Here is a 12,958-nt window from a genome sequence, read left to right on the forward strand (position 1 = left end):
ATGCACGAGATCATCCACCAGATCAGCCGGCGCTCAAAGAAGTTCCGCGCAGCTCGCAACAATGGGCGAGCCCTTGGCCGCCGCTTTCGGATCGAGATCGATTGGCTGCGGGCTGAATACTGGGAGACCGTGTGATGACCGCCGCCTCTGAAATCACCGAGGCCCGCACCGCGCTCGCCTACCAGTGGCGGGAAAGCCGCGCCGCGCTCCTGGCGACCGCGAAGGCATCCTGCCTCCCGACCGAGCAATACAACGCCGTGCTCTCTGCAATCCACCTGATGAACGCGGTCTTTTCCGAAGAAATCGGCGACGCTCTGGAAGCAGAAGCGAGCCGCGTCGAAGATGACTCGCCCGCAGAAAACCCGCGCCGCGAACACGGCACCTATACAACAAGTAACGGAATGAGGGCAGCATGAAATACCGCAAGGGAGACGTGGTGTCCCTGACCGCCACGGTAAAGATGGATTGCAGGGATGGAGACGCGTACGTGTTTTTGTCCGGCGACGGATATTATGCCGATTTTAGCATCCCGCCCGAAGCAACGTCGGCCGTGCGCTATAAGATCGAGGTCGGAGACATCGTAATCGACGGCGTCATGGAAGGAGCAGTCGTCGCGATTTCCGGCGACCTAGCCTGGACCCGGACGACGACGGGGCGAGACATAGTTCTGCCGATAGCGGGCCTCATGCGCGCCCCTGCCAAGACCCATGCCCTGCCCCTCTTGGAGGCTGCGGAATAGCCATGGCCAAGATTATCCGCACTCCCACAAAAGCTACCGGCGGCGTTACCCCGGAAGAACTTGAGAAGATGCGCGCCCACACTGATATGTGGATCAAGCGCGCATTCCGCACCGACCCGATTGAACCCGAAAAGATCGTCCCCGCGATCAAGGGACTTTATGCGGCGGCTGGACTCAAGGAGCCGCGCATCGTCATTGTATCTTCTCCGCTCGTGATGGCCTTCGCCTACGGCGCATCGGCCGCGATTTGGCACAATCGTGGGCAGCGCAGCGCGACCCTCAGCGCGACCCGCAGCGCGACCCTCAGCGCGACCCGCAGCGCGACCCTCAGCGCGACCCGCAGCGCGACCGACAGCGCGACCCGCAGCGCGACCGACAGCGCGACCCGCAGCGCGACCCGCAGCGCGACCCGCAGCGCGACCGACAGCGCGACCTACAGCGCGACCGGCAGCGCGACCGACAGCGCGACCGACAGCGCGACCCGCAGCGCGACCCGCAGCGCGACCGACAGCGCGACCCGCAGCGCGACCCGCAGCGCGACCCGCAGCGCCGAAAAAGACGCCGCGCGGGCGTGCTTCGAACTGGCGGGGGAATTAGGCCTCATGTGCGCAGCCCGGTGGGGGAACGTCTACCAGGGCGGGAATATGTGGGCGTCCTACGACAGTTATCTGACCGCCATGCGAGACATCATCGGCCTTCAGCTTCCCGAGCATGCGGCTTATGCGAGCTGGGAGCAGGCGGCGATCGAGGGCGGGTTTCGCGTCATGCATCCCGAATTTTGCATCGTCAGCGACTTCCCAGAATTCATCCGGATCGACGATCAGCGCCGACCGCACTGTGAGGACGGACCGAGCCACAAATGGCGGGACGGATGGTCCCTCTACCACTGGCATGGCACGCGCATCCCGGCCGAGTGGATTGAGCAGAGGAACAAGCTCACCGCCCAGGTCGCGCTCAAGCAAGAGAACCTTGAGTTGCGGCGAGCGGCTATCGACATAATCGGGTGGAATAAGGTTCTGCGCGATCTTGATGCTCACGTGATCGATGAGCACCCGGATCCCGAATGCGGAACCTTGGTCGAGGTTCAGCTTCCCGACCTTGACCGGCGCAGCCGGTTCATCCGCGCCCGATGCGGTACGGCCCGCGAATTTGCGGTCTGCGTCCCCCTTGAAATCGACACCGTCGTTGCCGGTCAGGCGTGGCTCACGGGCCTGCCTGTCTCTGAATTCCAGTTTCCCTCAGTGAGGACGTAACAGGTGCGCCGCCTTGACCTGACGGGCCAGAAGTTCGGCCGTCTTGCAGTTGTTTCGTGCGGCGGTCCCGATGAGAGAGGAGCAATTACATGGGTCTGCGAGTGCTCGTGCGGATCGTCAAAGCGCGCCAGGGGCGCGGATCTGAAGCGTGGGTTTGTTCAGAGCTGTGGGTGCTGGCGACGCCAGATGCCTGCGACGCGCTCAACTCACGGAGGGTCGAACTCTCGGATTTATAGAATATGGCAGGCAATGCGAGATAGGACACAGAACCCTCGCGCCAGCAGATACGAGTACTACGGGGGCAGAGGAATATCAGTCTGCGCCGAATGGGAAGATTTCGAAGTCTTCCGAGCATGGGCATTGTCTCATGGGTACGCCTCAAACCTATCAATTGACCGCATCGACAATGATGGGAACTACGAGCCCGGAAACTGTCGGTGGGCCACACAGAGAATGCAAGTTCTTAACCGTCGAACACGCCATCAGATGATGAAATAGGAGCATGAAATGAAAATCTTGGAAACTCTTGGAGCCCAGGGCGAAGTGCGCATCTATCGCATTGATGCGATCCCTTCTGGCGTGAAGCCTATGAAGAAGGAGCGCGGACACTGGATCATTGGCCAGTCCGAGACGCACCATGACCACGTGCTTGTTGCCGAGCGGGCGCAGGTTTTCGAGGCGGACACCGCTCCGGAGGGCATGCGCATCCTCTATGCGGTTCTCGACAGCGCCGGCACCCTGGAGCACCTGCGCGGTCACGACACGCACGCGCCGCATGCTTTCGAGCCAGGCGATACGATCATGTTCCGAACGGATCGCGAATATGACCCATACGCCGAACTCGCCCGCCGCGTCGCGGACTAACCCATGACCGGCGACCTTATCCTCATCTGCATAGGCGCCGCGTGCGCCTACTTGGTCCTCTCTCCCCTGTTCCGTAGGAAACGGGAGCGCGACCCACTGGACGATGCCCATAGGGATGTCCCGCACTGGACACCGGAGATGGGCGATGACTGACCGCGACTTCCACCGCGCGGAAGAGATCATCGGCCGCCACATCCAGCAACAGGCGATCATGGCTGAGATCCATGCGCAACAGACATCTGCGGCACGATTGATCGCGCTCCGGATAGAGATTCTCAAGAACAAGGAGCGGAACCGTGGCTGAGGCAGCATATCTCGACGAAATTGACCAACTCGACTTGGCGCATACGGCGCGCTATGACCGGGGCGCGGTGCCAGCAGTGCGGACGGCATCTCGCGCCGTCGCGCAACGACGTGCCGCATCACCGAAGTCTGATGCCGGCTCGATCCTCGGCGCCATCATGCAGGCGGCGGCCAACCCAGCAATCGACGCCGACAAGGTCGAACGCCTGATGGCGATGTATCGCCAGATCCGAGCCGACGAGGCCCGGCAAGCGTACCTAGCCGCCCTCCCCCTGATGCAGAACGAATTGCCGATGATCGACCAAAACGGCCGCATCGTCATCAAGGAAAAGGGTGGAGAGCGGGTGATCCAAGAGACCAAATATGCCCGATGGGAAGACATCAACGAGGCGATCCAGCCCGTCCTATTCCGGTACGGCTTCGGCCTCTCCTTCCGCCTCAGCGCTGCGCCGGATGGAAAGCAGATTGTAACCTGCGTTCTGAGTCACCGGGACGGCCACCAGGAAGACACCTCAATCACCCTGATGCACGACAGCACCGGGAGCAAGAACAGCGTCCAGGCTGTCGGCAGCACCATCAGCTATGGCCAGCGGTATACGGCACGCGCGCTGACGAACTTCCAGAGCAGAGCGCGAGAGGACCGCGACGATGATGGGCAGTCGGCAGTCGGAGCGGCGACTATATCGGCCGGGCAATTGGACAGTCTACGCGCCCTGATCGATGACACCAAAGCCGATATTCGCAAGTTCTGCGCTCACTTCAAGATCGGCGCCCTGATCGAAATGCCGGCGGCGGACTTCAGCCGAGCGGTCACCATGCTTGATGCTAAGCGAAAGGCATCGTGATGGACCTCGAACTCATCACCATTGAACCGACGAGCGCCCTCGTCGTTTTCACCACGTCCAAGGCAATCGAACCCTTCCTCGCCAAGGTGCGGGAGGAAATCGATGGGTTTTCCGGCGACATGACGACGGCCAAGGGCCGCGCCGAAATCAAGTCGATGGCCCACAAGGTCACAAAGGTGAAGAACCGCCTGGAGGCTATCGGGAAACAGCTCGCGGACGATCAGAAGGAAATCCCCAAGAAAATCGACGCCACGCGCAAGCTGGTTCGCGACACGCTGGACAAATGGTCCGACGAAGTGCGCAAGCCGGTCACGGAGTGGGAGGAGGCAGAAGAGGCTCGCGTTGACCGTCACAAGGGCGCTATTGCGCGCATTGAACAGCTTTCCGGCATCGCTCATTTGCAGATCCCAGCCGAGCAATTGCGCAGCGCGCTCGCTGAAGTCGAAGCCGTGGCTGTCGGACCCGAGTGCGAAGAATATGAAGCAGCCTATGCCAAAGCCAAGGAAGCCGCCGCCGCGGCCCTGACTACCGGCATTGCCGCGCGCGAACGCTACGACGCCGAACAGGCAGAGCTTGCCGCCCTGCGTGCTGCTGCCGAAGAGCGGGCCAAGAAGGATCGCGAAGAGCAAATCGCCCGCGACGCGGCGGAAAAGGCAACCCGAGATGCCGAGGCAAAGGCCGCCGCCGAAAAGCAGAAGGCCGAAGACGATGCCCGGCAAGAACGGGAATCTGCGGCGGCACGCGAATTGGCCCTGAAGCGGGCGGCAGAAGACGCGGAACTTCGCGCTGCCCAGGCAGCCGAGAAGGCGCGCCAAGAACAGGAGGCCGCGCGCATCGCAGAAGAGGCCGATACCAAGCGGCGCGAAGCGAACAAGGCGCACCGCGCCAAGATCAACCGCGCAGCCCTGGAAGCGCTCGTTGTCGGCGGCATTCCAGAGGACATCGCGAAGGAGGTCTTGAAGTTGATCATCCTGCGCGCCGTCCCCGCCATCTCGATTGCCTACTGAGGCCCGTCATGACCATGCAGATCATCGATTGCGTTCAGGGGACTGATGAATGGTTCCGCGCCCGCGCTGGCATCCCAACGGCCTCTGAATTTTCTACGGTCATGGCGTCTGGTCGCGGCGGCGGCGAGAGCAAGACGCGCAGAACTTACATGTTCAAGCTCGCTGGAGAAATCCTGACGGGCGAGCCAATGGAGCGGTTCACGAACGGCGCCATGGAACGTGGCCACGTCATGGAAGACGAAGCCCGCAGCGCCTACGCGTTCATCAAGGACGTGGAACCGGTGCAGGTCGGCTTCATCGTCAATGGGCAGAAGGGTTACAGCCCTGACAGCCTCGTGGGCTCTGACGGACTTCTGGAGATCAAGACGGCCGCGCCGCATCTCCTGATTGATAAGCTGTTATCCGGCGAGTTCTCCCCCGAGCATAAGGCCCAATGCCAGGGTGGCCTGTGGGTGGCAGAGCGGGAATGGATCGACCTTGTCACCTATTGGCCGAAGCTGCCCCCCCTGATCGTTCGGGCCGTCCGTGACGAAGTCTATATCGCAGGCCTCGCGCGCGCCGTTGCGCAGTTCAACGAAGAACTTGCCGAGGTGGTGGAACAGATCCGCCGCTATGGCGATGGGAAGGCCGCAGCATGAGCGACGCCTTCGAAGACCAGGCGCGCGCCTTGGCACATAGCATCCCTGTCTGCGACCTCGGATCGACAGCCGGAATTCAGGCGATTGCCATTGGGCTGCGGGAAACGTGGCGGATGGCGACGGAAGCCGCCGATAAGAAGATCGCTATCCTTCAGCAGTGGTCGGAATCGGCAGAAGTATCCGCGGCACACATCAGAGGCAGAAGCAGAACGCGACCGGCTGCGGGACGCTCTGAAAGCCGCTCGCCCGTTTGTCGTCATCTCAGACCATCGGAACACGGACGGGGTTCTCAAGATGATTGAGGCTGCCCTCTCCAGCACCACGGAGTCTCAGACATGAGCAGCGCGACGACGAGCGCGGCGGCCGATCATCCCCGCATCTGGCTACAGAACGCGGAAGATGCGAAAGCGGCCGGCGAAGGGCGGCTCTGGTGCGAAGACAAGGTTTGGCCTGTCGATGATAACGACAGAGAGCCAACCGAGTACGTCCGCGCCGATATTGTCCAAGGTCTGGTAACGGAAGTGTCCGAGCTTCGCGAAATAGCGAAACGTCTATCCACAATCGGGGCTGGGTTTGCAGAATTTCATCTTAAGGAACAGGGGTTCGTTCCAGCCGGCATAAAGCGGTTGTTCCCCGAAATTGACGCAGCCCTCTCCTCCTCCCGTAAGCAGGGAGAGTGAGACCATGAAAACACTCACGTGCAATGGCTGTGCCTTTGACGGCGCCTGCGAGCGACAGAAAGACAAGCGCGCGGCACTTCGCGGCCTCGGCATCACGACCGTCAAGTTCATCTGCAAAGAGCGGCGGAACACCTTCTCTCCGGGCCAGCCGGTCATCTTCACGACCTACACCACCGACGATGACGGAGAATACCGGAGTGGTGTGATGGAGGTGAGTTACCGGGGCCACTGCATCAAGCAAATCGGCCTGAAAGTGTTCGGATTCATCAAGCCGGGGTCGGAAGAAATCGGCGGCGAGGGCATTCCGTTCGAGGCGCAGAATGCAGGCTTCGTTAAGATGCCGATGCGCCGTGTGAAGGCAGACGACACTCGCCCTTCTGCCGACCCGTCCTATTGCGATCGATGTGGCGCGTATGCCGGCCTTGGCCAGTGCTTCAAGGGCCCTGAATGGCCGCACGGGAGGTGCGCCGCTGAGAACATGACGCGCGACGGAGCGGAGGTGCCTTCGTCATGAGCTCCCCCGCCGCAATCCAGGCCACCTATTCCGACCTCAAGATCGTCAAGGGGCGGAAGGTCGCGCAGATCATCTGCGAAATACCACTTGAACAGGCGGAAGCGTTCGTCGCCGCGTTCGGCATGCCATTGGGCGCGACGGAGACCTGGGTAGCGATTGCGCGGCTGGATCTGAACGCGCCGGCTTCCGCCCCGGTGGCAGAGAAGCCGTCCGACGCAGAGAAACCCCGCAAGCGGTGGGAAGACCTGCCGTTGCCGCAGCAGGCCGCCATACGGTGTGAGGAAGAGGCGTTCCGCAATTTCTTAGGCGAGAAATACGCCGTCTTCAACCACGCGAATAGCGCTGCTGAATACGTCCGCAAATACTGCGGCGTCAACTCCCGCGCCGACATCGGCGGCACCACAGATAGCGCCCGCGAATGGAAGCGTCTCGAAAGCTATTATCAATTCTGGCTGAGGAATGCCGCATGAGCAACGACACCAACACCAATTCGCCGGCCAACACGCTCCCCATCGGGGCCGGCGATAGGGAGGCTGGGTCTCCCCCAGGCCCGGCCTCCCGCACCCTTAGAGAGAGGGTGGCAACTGCGATCCGGCAGCAGGTCCGCGCGGATGCAGCACCGCCCCCGATCAACCACTACCTTTTCGGCATCGAAGAAGCCGCAGACGCCGCCATTGCAGAGGTAATGGCGTGGCAGCCTATCGAGACGGCGCCAAACTTCGAGGCGATCTTAGTTTGTTATGACGATGACAGCGTCACCCTCATCGAAGGAGATGACAACTTTTACGAATGGGGCGAATACAAAGGGCATACCGAAGGAGTTGTTTCGCCCACCCGCTGGATGCCCCTCCCCTCTCCTCCCAAAGGAGAGAAGTGATGGATAGGGCAATCCCTTTCAAGGCGCAGATGGTCAAGGCAATACTGCGCGAGATCGAATGTCCCGGCACGGGCAAGACACAAACACGGCCGGTCCTTCCCGCCGGAAATGTGCTGGAAGATATCGCCAGTGAAGCCGCCGAAGACCTTGAATTGCGGGGATGGTTCGGTTTTGCGAGGGAAGACATGCTTTGCGCAGCCAGGATCAACATCGGTGCTGGTGACCGCCTGTGGGTGCGCGAGGAGTGGAAGACCACAGCACTATACGACACGACGTCGCCGCGTGATCTGCCGCGTTCGGCTCCGATCCATTATATGTCTCACGATCGACTATGGCCCGTCGCGCAGTGTCGCGCCGGCATGTTCATGCCCCGCTGGGCTTCCCGCATCACTCTATACGCGACAGATGTTAGGGTGCAGAGGTTGCAGGACATCAGCGAGGAAGACGCTTGGGCCGAAGGCGTGCGGAACTGCGGCGAAGCGGACGGCGGCAGAAGCATCCCCGGAGAAGGCCGCGACCTTTTCAGAAGCCTCTGGAACACCATCAACGGTCCTGGCTCCTGGGACGATAACCCATGGGTCTGCGCAATCTCATTTATCCCGCGTCTCGGGAACATCGACGCCTTGCCGGCCACCCTTGAGGAGGCCGCATGACCTTTATCGACGCCATCTTGGCCAGCGCAGTCATTTATTCCTTCGGATGGCCATGCGGACTCGGCCGGCACATCGCTGAAATTGTCGATGCCTATGAGCAGCGCCGGGCCGAACTGCGCGCCGAACGGGAGGCAGCATAGATGGCCCGTGGGCACCGCACCAATCCGAGCGTCAACAGGTATCTCGAAGACGAGGCGATGGATCACATTGATCACGCACTTGGACGCCCGGTTGACCCGATGGGCGATACGTATCGAAACCACTTTGTGGTGGGAGGTGTCGGCGCCAAAGCATTCGCGGCCTCTCCGTATTGGGAAGAGGTGCATCGCGGCGGGACCGAGATGTCTTCGTTTCGCGTCACCGACGCCGGACGCGCCGCGCTAGCCGCCTATCTCAAAACGCTTCCGCACCAGCACAAGAAATGGGAAGTATCCTTCGACGGCCACACCTGGATATCCGCCGCGCCTACCGCGGCGAAGGCCAAATATCAGGAATATCTAGAGGTATGCGATTGCTGCCCTGATTTGACATTCGGCGATTTCTGCCGCGGGACCCGTGTCCGGAGGGCCGCATAGATGGCCCGCAGCACAGACGAGTGGATCGGCGCCAGCGCAGACAGCGCCATCCCGCCGCGTGTCCGTGTCCGTGTCTTCGAACGAGCCGGCGGCTGTTGCACTGTCTGCACCCGGAAGCTTGGGCCGGCGGATGCATGGCAGGCGGATCACGTCGTGGCAATCATCAACGGAGGCGAGAACCGGGAGGCAAATCTCCGTCTCGTTTGCGACTGGTGTCACAAAGGTAAAACAAAGGCCGATGTTGCGGAGAAATCCCGCACCGCGCGAGTGCGCTCCAAGCATCTCGGGATCAAAAGACCGTCTCGATTTTCCGCGAGCAAAGACAGCAACGTCAAGAAGAAAATTGACGGAACTGTTGTGGATAGGCGCACGGGCGAACCGATCACGAGGCGATAATGGGCTATAATACTGTCGCGGTCATTTACAACGACCATACACATGAAATCGGACGAAGTGGACACTTGGGCGAGCGGATAGCCGAGGCCATGATTTCCGCATCGGGCTCACGCTGTCAGACGCACGAGCGGCGTTTCGGCTCCGGATACATCGTTTCTCAGGCCCATGCCGACACATGGCAGATCACGGCCATCGGCCACAACATCGGGTATCGGCTGGGAGACCTTGGGAACCCACCGCCGCCGGACGCCCTGGAAATGGCCGCCTGGATGCTGCGAGAGCACGGATACAAGGTAACCAAGCCCAAGGTGAAGAAGGCCGCACGCAACGCACCAGACATCACGGAGCCGCCGCAATGAACCCTGTCAAAGCCTTCGCGCCGGTAAGGAGCACCACAAGGGGCGCCACGTTTATTTCGATGTGGGGCGTGTCATCGACGGCGACCGAGGCGCGAGAAAAAATCGGGCGTCATTGGAATAATGAAAACCCGCGTGCCGGCTGGGAGGTGGCGAAGAAGGAAGGCTACCGCATCCGCCGCGTACTGGTGACCCTGGATACTACGGAGACCGACTAGCATGGGCCACATAGAGAAATACAGCCCTAATATCAGGTGGGGCAAGCAACGTGTTTCCATCACACTAATGGCGTGGGGATACAAAATTGAAAGAACCGTGAGCGTCGGCGGGAACTGTTGTGGGTTCGTTGTTATCGAGGCCGCAATTTGCACATTATCCGATGAACTCGACGGCGAGGTCACCCTCACAAACGATGCAGGCGATACACTCGACTGTAGCGATGATGACAATCGCGGCGAGGATTGGGTTAAGCGCATGGTGGTGAGCGCCAGCATTATCGAATGGGAACCGCCAACGCTCAACGAAGTCAGGGCCATGAATGGTGCCGCGCCTCTGCCTGATGGCGAGCGGGCTTATGACCCAGGTTAGGCCGGCCACGACAGTATTCATTCTGACATTTTTCGACATCACGGAGACCGGCCATGAATGAGAATGCAGAGCGAGAGGCGTTCAGCCGGCTGATCACATCAGCCAAGATTCTGCTCCAGAACGCCGAGGGCTGCGCCGTTAACCATTATGGCGAGGACTACTCCACTCACGGAGAGCCAGGATGGATTGCGGACTGCCGTGCCGACATCGTGCGCGCGGCGGACGTGATGCTGGCCAGCGCTGCCCTCTCGCCGCCTCCCGTGTGGAGAGAGGCAGAAGCGCTGCGGGATGCGGAGCGCCTTGCGAAGGCGATACACGCCAAATGCTACCCCGATAAAACTAAGTGGGCTCCGCTTTCCGGCAACCTACTTGGTCTGCTGTCTCAGATTGACAACATGGTCTCTGGTCTTTCGCGCGCTATCCCCGCTCATGTGGGGGAATGTCCGAAGACGTCAGATATCCCGAGGAATATTCGTGATGAGGCAGCAGCATTTTATAGAGAAGCGGTATCCGATCTGAACCGCAGTTGCGACGACGGTACGGTGAAGCCGCTCGCATGGACGTGGCGTCAGATGATGCACGATAGCCAGGGAGGGTGGGAGGTTAAGACCGAGCGCAATCCTCCCGCCCAATGGGTACGGCCCGAAGATATTCGTGAGCTTGAGCCGCTCTATCGCCGCTCCGCCCTGGTCGAGCCCGCTCCCGCCCCTGCTGGCGTCAATCAGGACGACCCCGACGAAGCCTATGAACTAGGCAAGCGAGACGGGTACGAAGACGCGGCGCAAGAGATTGACCGCCTCACCGGAGGCGACGGAGAATATAGCTTCTCGTCCTTCCAAGGCGAAGGATGTTCGACCCCTGACGCGATGATCCAACGCATTGTTGATCGGTTCAGCGCTCTGGAGGAAGTCGAGAAGCTACACCTCGCACACGTGATGTCCCCTGATCTCGCCCCTGCGGGCGTCAATGCGGAAGCCACAGAAGTCCGCATCAAGGAGTTAGAGGCGGCATTAAGGTTCTACGCCGACGTGAGTAAGTACCCCGCGCCATTCACTGGTGGCATGGGCGCACTTTGGACCGATTGCGGCGAGGTTGCCCGCACCGCCCTCGGTCTGAGCGAGGGTCATTCCGCCCCTGCAGAATGTACCGCCATTAAATTACGCATAACGGTTCTTGAGGCGGCTCTAGAGCGAAGCAGGATTGCTCTGGACGATTGGCTGAACACGTATGCCGAGGATTGCTGCGACCCGGCGCGGGTTGCTCAGGCGCATGAGCGGATTGGCGAGGTTGGTACGCTTGCCTACATCGCAGATGTCCAAGAACAAAACCGCGCCGCCCTTTCCGCTCTCAAACAGGGGGAGGGATAGGAGGTGGAATGGCATTGGCGAAATTGTCGCTCGATTGGGTTGAAGCTCGATTTCTGGGTATGGCCTTGGGCTTTCGGTGCCTACCGTGAAGAAGACGTCTGGGGCGGCCAGCGTGGCTTTCACGTTGGCCCGTTTGGGATCGGAGTGGCTTATTCTATCGGCAATGCCTCCAGCTACGGGCTGGACCGCTTCACAGCCCTTTCCGAGGTAGAAGCCGAGAAACGCGCGGATCGGTGGGAAACCGCCCCTCACAAAGGGGAGGAGTGAGTATGGGCCGCAATAGCACGCCGAAGCTCGACGAGCGGCGTGAAGGGAAGCTCTACCGCTTCCGCCACCCCGACGAAACCCCAGTTCTTAGCGCCAATGACGGGCACATGATCGTCTACGAGATGGTCACGCAGTCTGGCACTCAGATTCTCGCGACCGCCTGGGCAGACGGGCTCCAAACGGTCATGGCGGAGATGTGGGAGAGCGGATACCGCAAGGGTCTGTCTGCTGGTTCTGAGGCCGCGAAGGAGGAAATCCGCCGCTCGCTTGGCGCATGCGCTGCTCTCAAGCAGGGAGGAGAGTGAGATATGGGCCTTTTCGATAGCGTCTATGTTCCGTGCCAAAACTGCGGGAAATCAGTCGAATTCCAGAGCAAGCAGGGCGAATGCTACATGCAAAACTTCACCTGTGACGATGCCCCGACTGAAATTCTTATGGACATCGCCAACACCCCGCATTTCTGCCAGGCGTGCGGCACTTGGGTTGCCCTTATCGACCCGGCTTTCCCACCGGCGCCGCCGCCGCGGCCGAACCTAAAAGCTGCCGCGGTCAAGCCGCCTATGGTCTTTCAGTCGCACTCTCAGGGATTCCGGTGGTGGCCAGACGATCGCGCTTTTTCCTATGACGATCTGGTGTCCCCTATTTCTAAGGGAGGAGAGTGAGATGCGCGTCACTCCCAAGATGATCGCCGCGGCATGGGCCGCATGGCATTCACGCCACGGTGGGAAGCTCGGACCAGGGCCGGCATTCGTCGAGGAGATAGAGGCCGCGCTCGCATCTCTCAAGGAAGGACAGAAGCAATGACCGGCCAAGACATCCGTCCGCCGAACCCCGGCTCCGATCTTGCCCAGGCTATGGGGTGCACGTGCCCGGTGATCGACAACCATCATGGGCAGGGCTGGCATGGGCGGGCTGGGCTATTCGTCTACACGTCAGGCTGCCCTGTGCATGCGCCAGATCAGGTTGGGTTTTGGGATGCGGTGGACGCGGACGCTGATGCGCGCCGATCTGGTGAGGAGGGCTGAGGCAATGCCTG

General features: G+C 60.8%; 24 protein-coding genes. All 24 read left to right on the plus strand.

What is annotated here, in order from left to right:
* The 24 genes from V5F77_RS05375 (at window position 1) to V5F77_RS05490 (ending at window position 12,726) form a co-directional block, all read left to right on the plus strand.
* Window positions 1-135, plus strand: a complete 135-nt coding sequence (locus V5F77_RS05375; RefSeq protein WP_429004299.1) for a hypothetical protein — start codon at window positions 1-3, stop codon at window positions 133-135.
* Window positions 135-416, plus strand: a complete 282-nt coding sequence (locus V5F77_RS05380) for a hypothetical protein (RefSeq protein ID WP_429004300.1) — start codon at window positions 135-137, stop codon at window positions 414-416. The genes V5F77_RS05375 and V5F77_RS05380 overlap by 1 nt, the downstream gene beginning before the upstream one ends.
* Window positions 413-739 carry a hypothetical protein gene (locus V5F77_RS05385; RefSeq protein ID WP_429004301.1) on the plus strand — a complete coding sequence of 109 codons (327 nt, stop codon included), beginning with the start codon at window positions 413-415 and terminating at the stop codon, window positions 737-739. Before V5F77_RS05380 ends, V5F77_RS05385 begins: the two co-directional genes overlap by 4 nt.
* Window positions 740-741: 2 nt before the next feature.
* Window positions 742-1,992 (plus strand): DUF6745 domain-containing protein, encoded by a 1,251-nt coding sequence (locus V5F77_RS05390; RefSeq protein ID WP_429004302.1) that lies wholly within the window; start codon window positions 742-744, stop codon window positions 1,990-1,992.
* 507 nt (window positions 1,993-2,499) lie between these two features.
* Window positions 2,500-2,856 (plus strand): hypothetical protein, encoded by a 357-nt coding sequence (locus V5F77_RS05395; RefSeq protein WP_429004303.1) that lies wholly within the window; start codon window positions 2,500-2,502, stop codon window positions 2,854-2,856.
* Between the two features lie 145 nt (window positions 2,857-3,001).
* Window positions 3,002-3,160: a hypothetical protein gene (locus tag V5F77_RS05400; RefSeq protein WP_429004304.1), complete on the plus strand. Its 159-nt coding sequence runs from the start codon at window positions 3,002-3,004 to the stop codon at window positions 3,158-3,160.
* Window positions 3,153-4,004 carry an ERF family protein gene (locus V5F77_RS05405; RefSeq protein WP_429004305.1) on the plus strand — a complete coding sequence of 284 codons (852 nt, stop codon included), beginning with the start codon at window positions 3,153-3,155 and terminating at the stop codon, window positions 4,002-4,004. Before V5F77_RS05400 ends, V5F77_RS05405 begins: the two co-directional genes overlap by 8 nt.
* Window positions 4,004-5,011, plus strand: coding sequence for a hypothetical protein (locus tag V5F77_RS05410; RefSeq protein WP_429004306.1), 1,008 nt, complete (start codon window positions 4,004-4,006; stop codon window positions 5,009-5,011). The genes V5F77_RS05405 and V5F77_RS05410 overlap by 1 nt, the downstream gene beginning before the upstream one ends.
* 8 nt (window positions 5,012-5,019) lie before the next feature.
* The gene (locus tag V5F77_RS05415) at window positions 5,020-5,649 is read left to right on the plus strand and encodes a lambda exonuclease family protein (protein ID WP_429004307.1); all 630 of its coding nucleotides are present in this window, start codon (window positions 5,020-5,022) and stop codon (window positions 5,647-5,649) included.
* A gap of 335 nt (window positions 5,650-5,984) precedes the next feature.
* Window positions 5,985-6,329, plus strand: coding sequence for a hypothetical protein (locus tag V5F77_RS05420; protein WP_429004308.1), 345 nt, complete (start codon window positions 5,985-5,987; stop codon window positions 6,327-6,329).
* A gap of 4 nt (window positions 6,330-6,333) precedes the next feature.
* Window positions 6,334-6,843, plus strand: coding sequence for a hypothetical protein (locus V5F77_RS05425; RefSeq protein WP_429004309.1), 510 nt, complete (start codon window positions 6,334-6,336; stop codon window positions 6,841-6,843).
* The gene (locus V5F77_RS05430) at window positions 6,840-7,313 is read left to right on the plus strand and encodes a hypothetical protein (RefSeq protein WP_429004310.1); all 474 of its coding nucleotides are present in this window, start codon (window positions 6,840-6,842) and stop codon (window positions 7,311-7,313) included. Before V5F77_RS05425 ends, V5F77_RS05430 begins: the two co-directional genes overlap by 4 nt.
* A complete protein-coding gene (locus V5F77_RS05435) occupies window positions 7,310-7,720 on the plus strand; it encodes a hypothetical protein (protein WP_429004311.1) in 411 nt (136 codons plus the stop codon). The genes V5F77_RS05430 and V5F77_RS05435 overlap by 4 nt, the downstream gene beginning before the upstream one ends.
* Window positions 7,720-8,373 (plus strand): hypothetical protein, encoded by a 654-nt coding sequence (locus tag V5F77_RS05440; RefSeq protein ID WP_429004312.1) that lies wholly within the window; start codon window positions 7,720-7,722, stop codon window positions 8,371-8,373. The genes V5F77_RS05435 and V5F77_RS05440 overlap by 1 nt, the downstream gene beginning before the upstream one ends.
* Window positions 8,370-8,513, plus strand: a complete 144-nt coding sequence (locus V5F77_RS05445; RefSeq protein WP_429004313.1) for a hypothetical protein — start codon at window positions 8,370-8,372, stop codon at window positions 8,511-8,513. Before V5F77_RS05440 ends, V5F77_RS05445 begins: the two co-directional genes overlap by 4 nt.
* On the plus strand, window positions 8,514-8,948 hold the full coding sequence (locus V5F77_RS05450) for a hypothetical protein (RefSeq protein WP_429004314.1): 435 nt from the start codon (window positions 8,514-8,516) through the stop codon (window positions 8,946-8,948).
* Complete coding sequence (locus V5F77_RS05455; protein ID WP_429004315.1) at window positions 8,949-9,344, plus strand: HNH endonuclease; 396 nt, start codon at window positions 8,949-8,951, stop codon at window positions 9,342-9,344.
* Window positions 9,344-9,703 (plus strand): hypothetical protein, encoded by a 360-nt coding sequence (locus V5F77_RS05460; RefSeq protein ID WP_429004316.1) that lies wholly within the window; start codon window positions 9,344-9,346, stop codon window positions 9,701-9,703. The genes V5F77_RS05455 and V5F77_RS05460 overlap by 1 nt, the downstream gene beginning before the upstream one ends.
* The gene (locus tag V5F77_RS05465; protein WP_429004317.1) at window positions 9,700-9,918 is read left to right on the plus strand and encodes a hypothetical protein; all 219 of its coding nucleotides are present in this window, start codon (window positions 9,700-9,702) and stop codon (window positions 9,916-9,918) included. Before V5F77_RS05460 ends, V5F77_RS05465 begins: the two co-directional genes overlap by 4 nt.
* Before the next feature lies 1 nt (window position 9,919).
* Window positions 9,920-10,288: a DUF5406 family protein gene (locus V5F77_RS05470; protein WP_429004318.1), complete on the plus strand. Its 369-nt coding sequence runs from the start codon at window positions 9,920-9,922 to the stop codon at window positions 10,286-10,288.
* Between the two features lie 53 nt (window positions 10,289-10,341).
* Window positions 10,342-11,655, plus strand: coding sequence for a hypothetical protein (locus tag V5F77_RS05475; RefSeq protein WP_429004319.1), 1,314 nt, complete (start codon window positions 10,342-10,344; stop codon window positions 11,653-11,655).
* A gap of 269 nt (window positions 11,656-11,924) precedes the next feature.
* Window positions 11,925-12,227 carry a hypothetical protein gene (locus V5F77_RS05480; protein WP_429004320.1) on the plus strand — a complete coding sequence of 101 codons (303 nt, stop codon included), beginning with the start codon at window positions 11,925-11,927 and terminating at the stop codon, window positions 12,225-12,227.
* A gap of 3 nt (window positions 12,228-12,230) precedes the next feature.
* Window positions 12,231-12,584 (plus strand): hypothetical protein, encoded by a 354-nt coding sequence (locus tag V5F77_RS05485; RefSeq protein ID WP_429004321.1) that lies wholly within the window; start codon window positions 12,231-12,233, stop codon window positions 12,582-12,584.
* Window position 12,585: 1 nt separating this feature from the next.
* A complete protein-coding gene (locus V5F77_RS05490) occupies window positions 12,586-12,726 on the plus strand; it encodes a hypothetical protein (protein ID WP_429004322.1) in 141 nt (46 codons plus the stop codon).
* Window positions 12,727-12,958 lie beyond the last annotated feature (232 nt).

Origin of the sequence: Roseixanthobacter psychrophilus, assembly GCF_043195195.1 — a bacterium.
Lineage (GTDB): Bacteria > Pseudomonadota > Alphaproteobacteria > Rhizobiales > Xanthobacteraceae > NCEH01.

Bases quoted from the DNA above. Each gene is read 5' to 3' on its own strand.
- V5F77_RS05435 (WP_429004311.1), top strand. From the start codon at position 7,310: ATGAGCAACGACACCAACACCAATTCGCCGGCCAACACGCTCCCCATC.
- V5F77_RS05375 (WP_429004299.1), top strand. From the start codon at position 1: ATGCACGAGATCATCCACCAGATCAGCCGGCGCTCAAAGAAGTTCCGC.
- V5F77_RS05430 (WP_429004310.1), top strand. From the start codon at position 6,840: ATGAGCTCCCCCGCCGCAATCCAGGCCACCTATTCCGACCTCAAGATC.
- V5F77_RS05410 (WP_429004306.1), top strand. From the start codon at position 4,004: ATGGACCTCGAACTCATCACCATTGAACCGACGAGCGCCCTCGTCGTT.
- V5F77_RS05400 (WP_429004304.1), top strand. From the start codon at position 3,002: ATGACTGACCGCGACTTCCACCGCGCGGAAGAGATCATCGGCCGCCAC.
- V5F77_RS05385 (WP_429004301.1), top strand. From the start codon at position 413: ATGAAATACCGCAAGGGAGACGTGGTGTCCCTGACCGCCACGGTAAAG.
- V5F77_RS05445 (WP_429004313.1), top strand. From the start codon at position 8,370: ATGACCTTTATCGACGCCATCTTGGCCAGCGCAGTCATTTATTCCTTC.
- V5F77_RS05490 (WP_429004322.1), top strand. From the start codon at position 12,586: ATGCGCGTCACTCCCAAGATGATCGCCGCGGCATGGGCCGCATGGCAT.
- V5F77_RS05395 (WP_429004303.1), top strand. From the start codon at position 2,500: ATGAAAATCTTGGAAACTCTTGGAGCCCAGGGCGAAGTGCGCATCTAT.
- V5F77_RS05475 (WP_429004319.1), top strand. From the start codon at position 10,342: ATGAATGAGAATGCAGAGCGAGAGGCGTTCAGCCGGCTGATCACATCA.
- V5F77_RS05455 (WP_429004315.1), top strand. From the start codon at position 8,949: ATGGCCCGCAGCACAGACGAGTGGATCGGCGCCAGCGCAGACAGCGCC.
- V5F77_RS05420 (WP_429004308.1), top strand. From the start codon at position 5,985: ATGAGCAGCGCGACGACGAGCGCGGCGGCCGATCATCCCCGCATCTGG.
- V5F77_RS05485 (WP_429004321.1), top strand. From the start codon at position 12,231: ATGGGCCTTTTCGATAGCGTCTATGTTCCGTGCCAAAACTGCGGGAAA.
- V5F77_RS05460 (WP_429004316.1), top strand. From the start codon at position 9,344: ATGGGCTATAATACTGTCGCGGTCATTTACAACGACCATACACATGAA.
- V5F77_RS05425 (WP_429004309.1), top strand. From the start codon at position 6,334: ATGAAAACACTCACGTGCAATGGCTGTGCCTTTGACGGCGCCTGCGAG.
- V5F77_RS05450 (WP_429004314.1), top strand. From the start codon at position 8,514: ATGGCCCGTGGGCACCGCACCAATCCGAGCGTCAACAGGTATCTCGAA.
- V5F77_RS05470 (WP_429004318.1), top strand. From the start codon at position 9,920: ATGGGCCACATAGAGAAATACAGCCCTAATATCAGGTGGGGCAAGCAA.
- V5F77_RS05440 (WP_429004312.1), top strand. From the start codon at position 7,720: ATGGATAGGGCAATCCCTTTCAAGGCGCAGATGGTCAAGGCAATACTG.
- V5F77_RS05480 (WP_429004320.1), top strand. From the start codon at position 11,925: ATGGGCCGCAATAGCACGCCGAAGCTCGACGAGCGGCGTGAAGGGAAG.
- V5F77_RS05380 (WP_429004300.1), top strand. From the start codon at position 135: ATGACCGCCGCCTCTGAAATCACCGAGGCCCGCACCGCGCTCGCCTAC.
- V5F77_RS05465 (WP_429004317.1), top strand. From the start codon at position 9,700: ATGAACCCTGTCAAAGCCTTCGCGCCGGTAAGGAGCACCACAAGGGGC.
- V5F77_RS05390 (WP_429004302.1), top strand. From the start codon at position 742: ATGGCCAAGATTATCCGCACTCCCACAAAAGCTACCGGCGGCGTTACC.
- V5F77_RS05415 (WP_429004307.1), top strand. From the start codon at position 5,020: ATGACCATGCAGATCATCGATTGCGTTCAGGGGACTGATGAATGGTTC.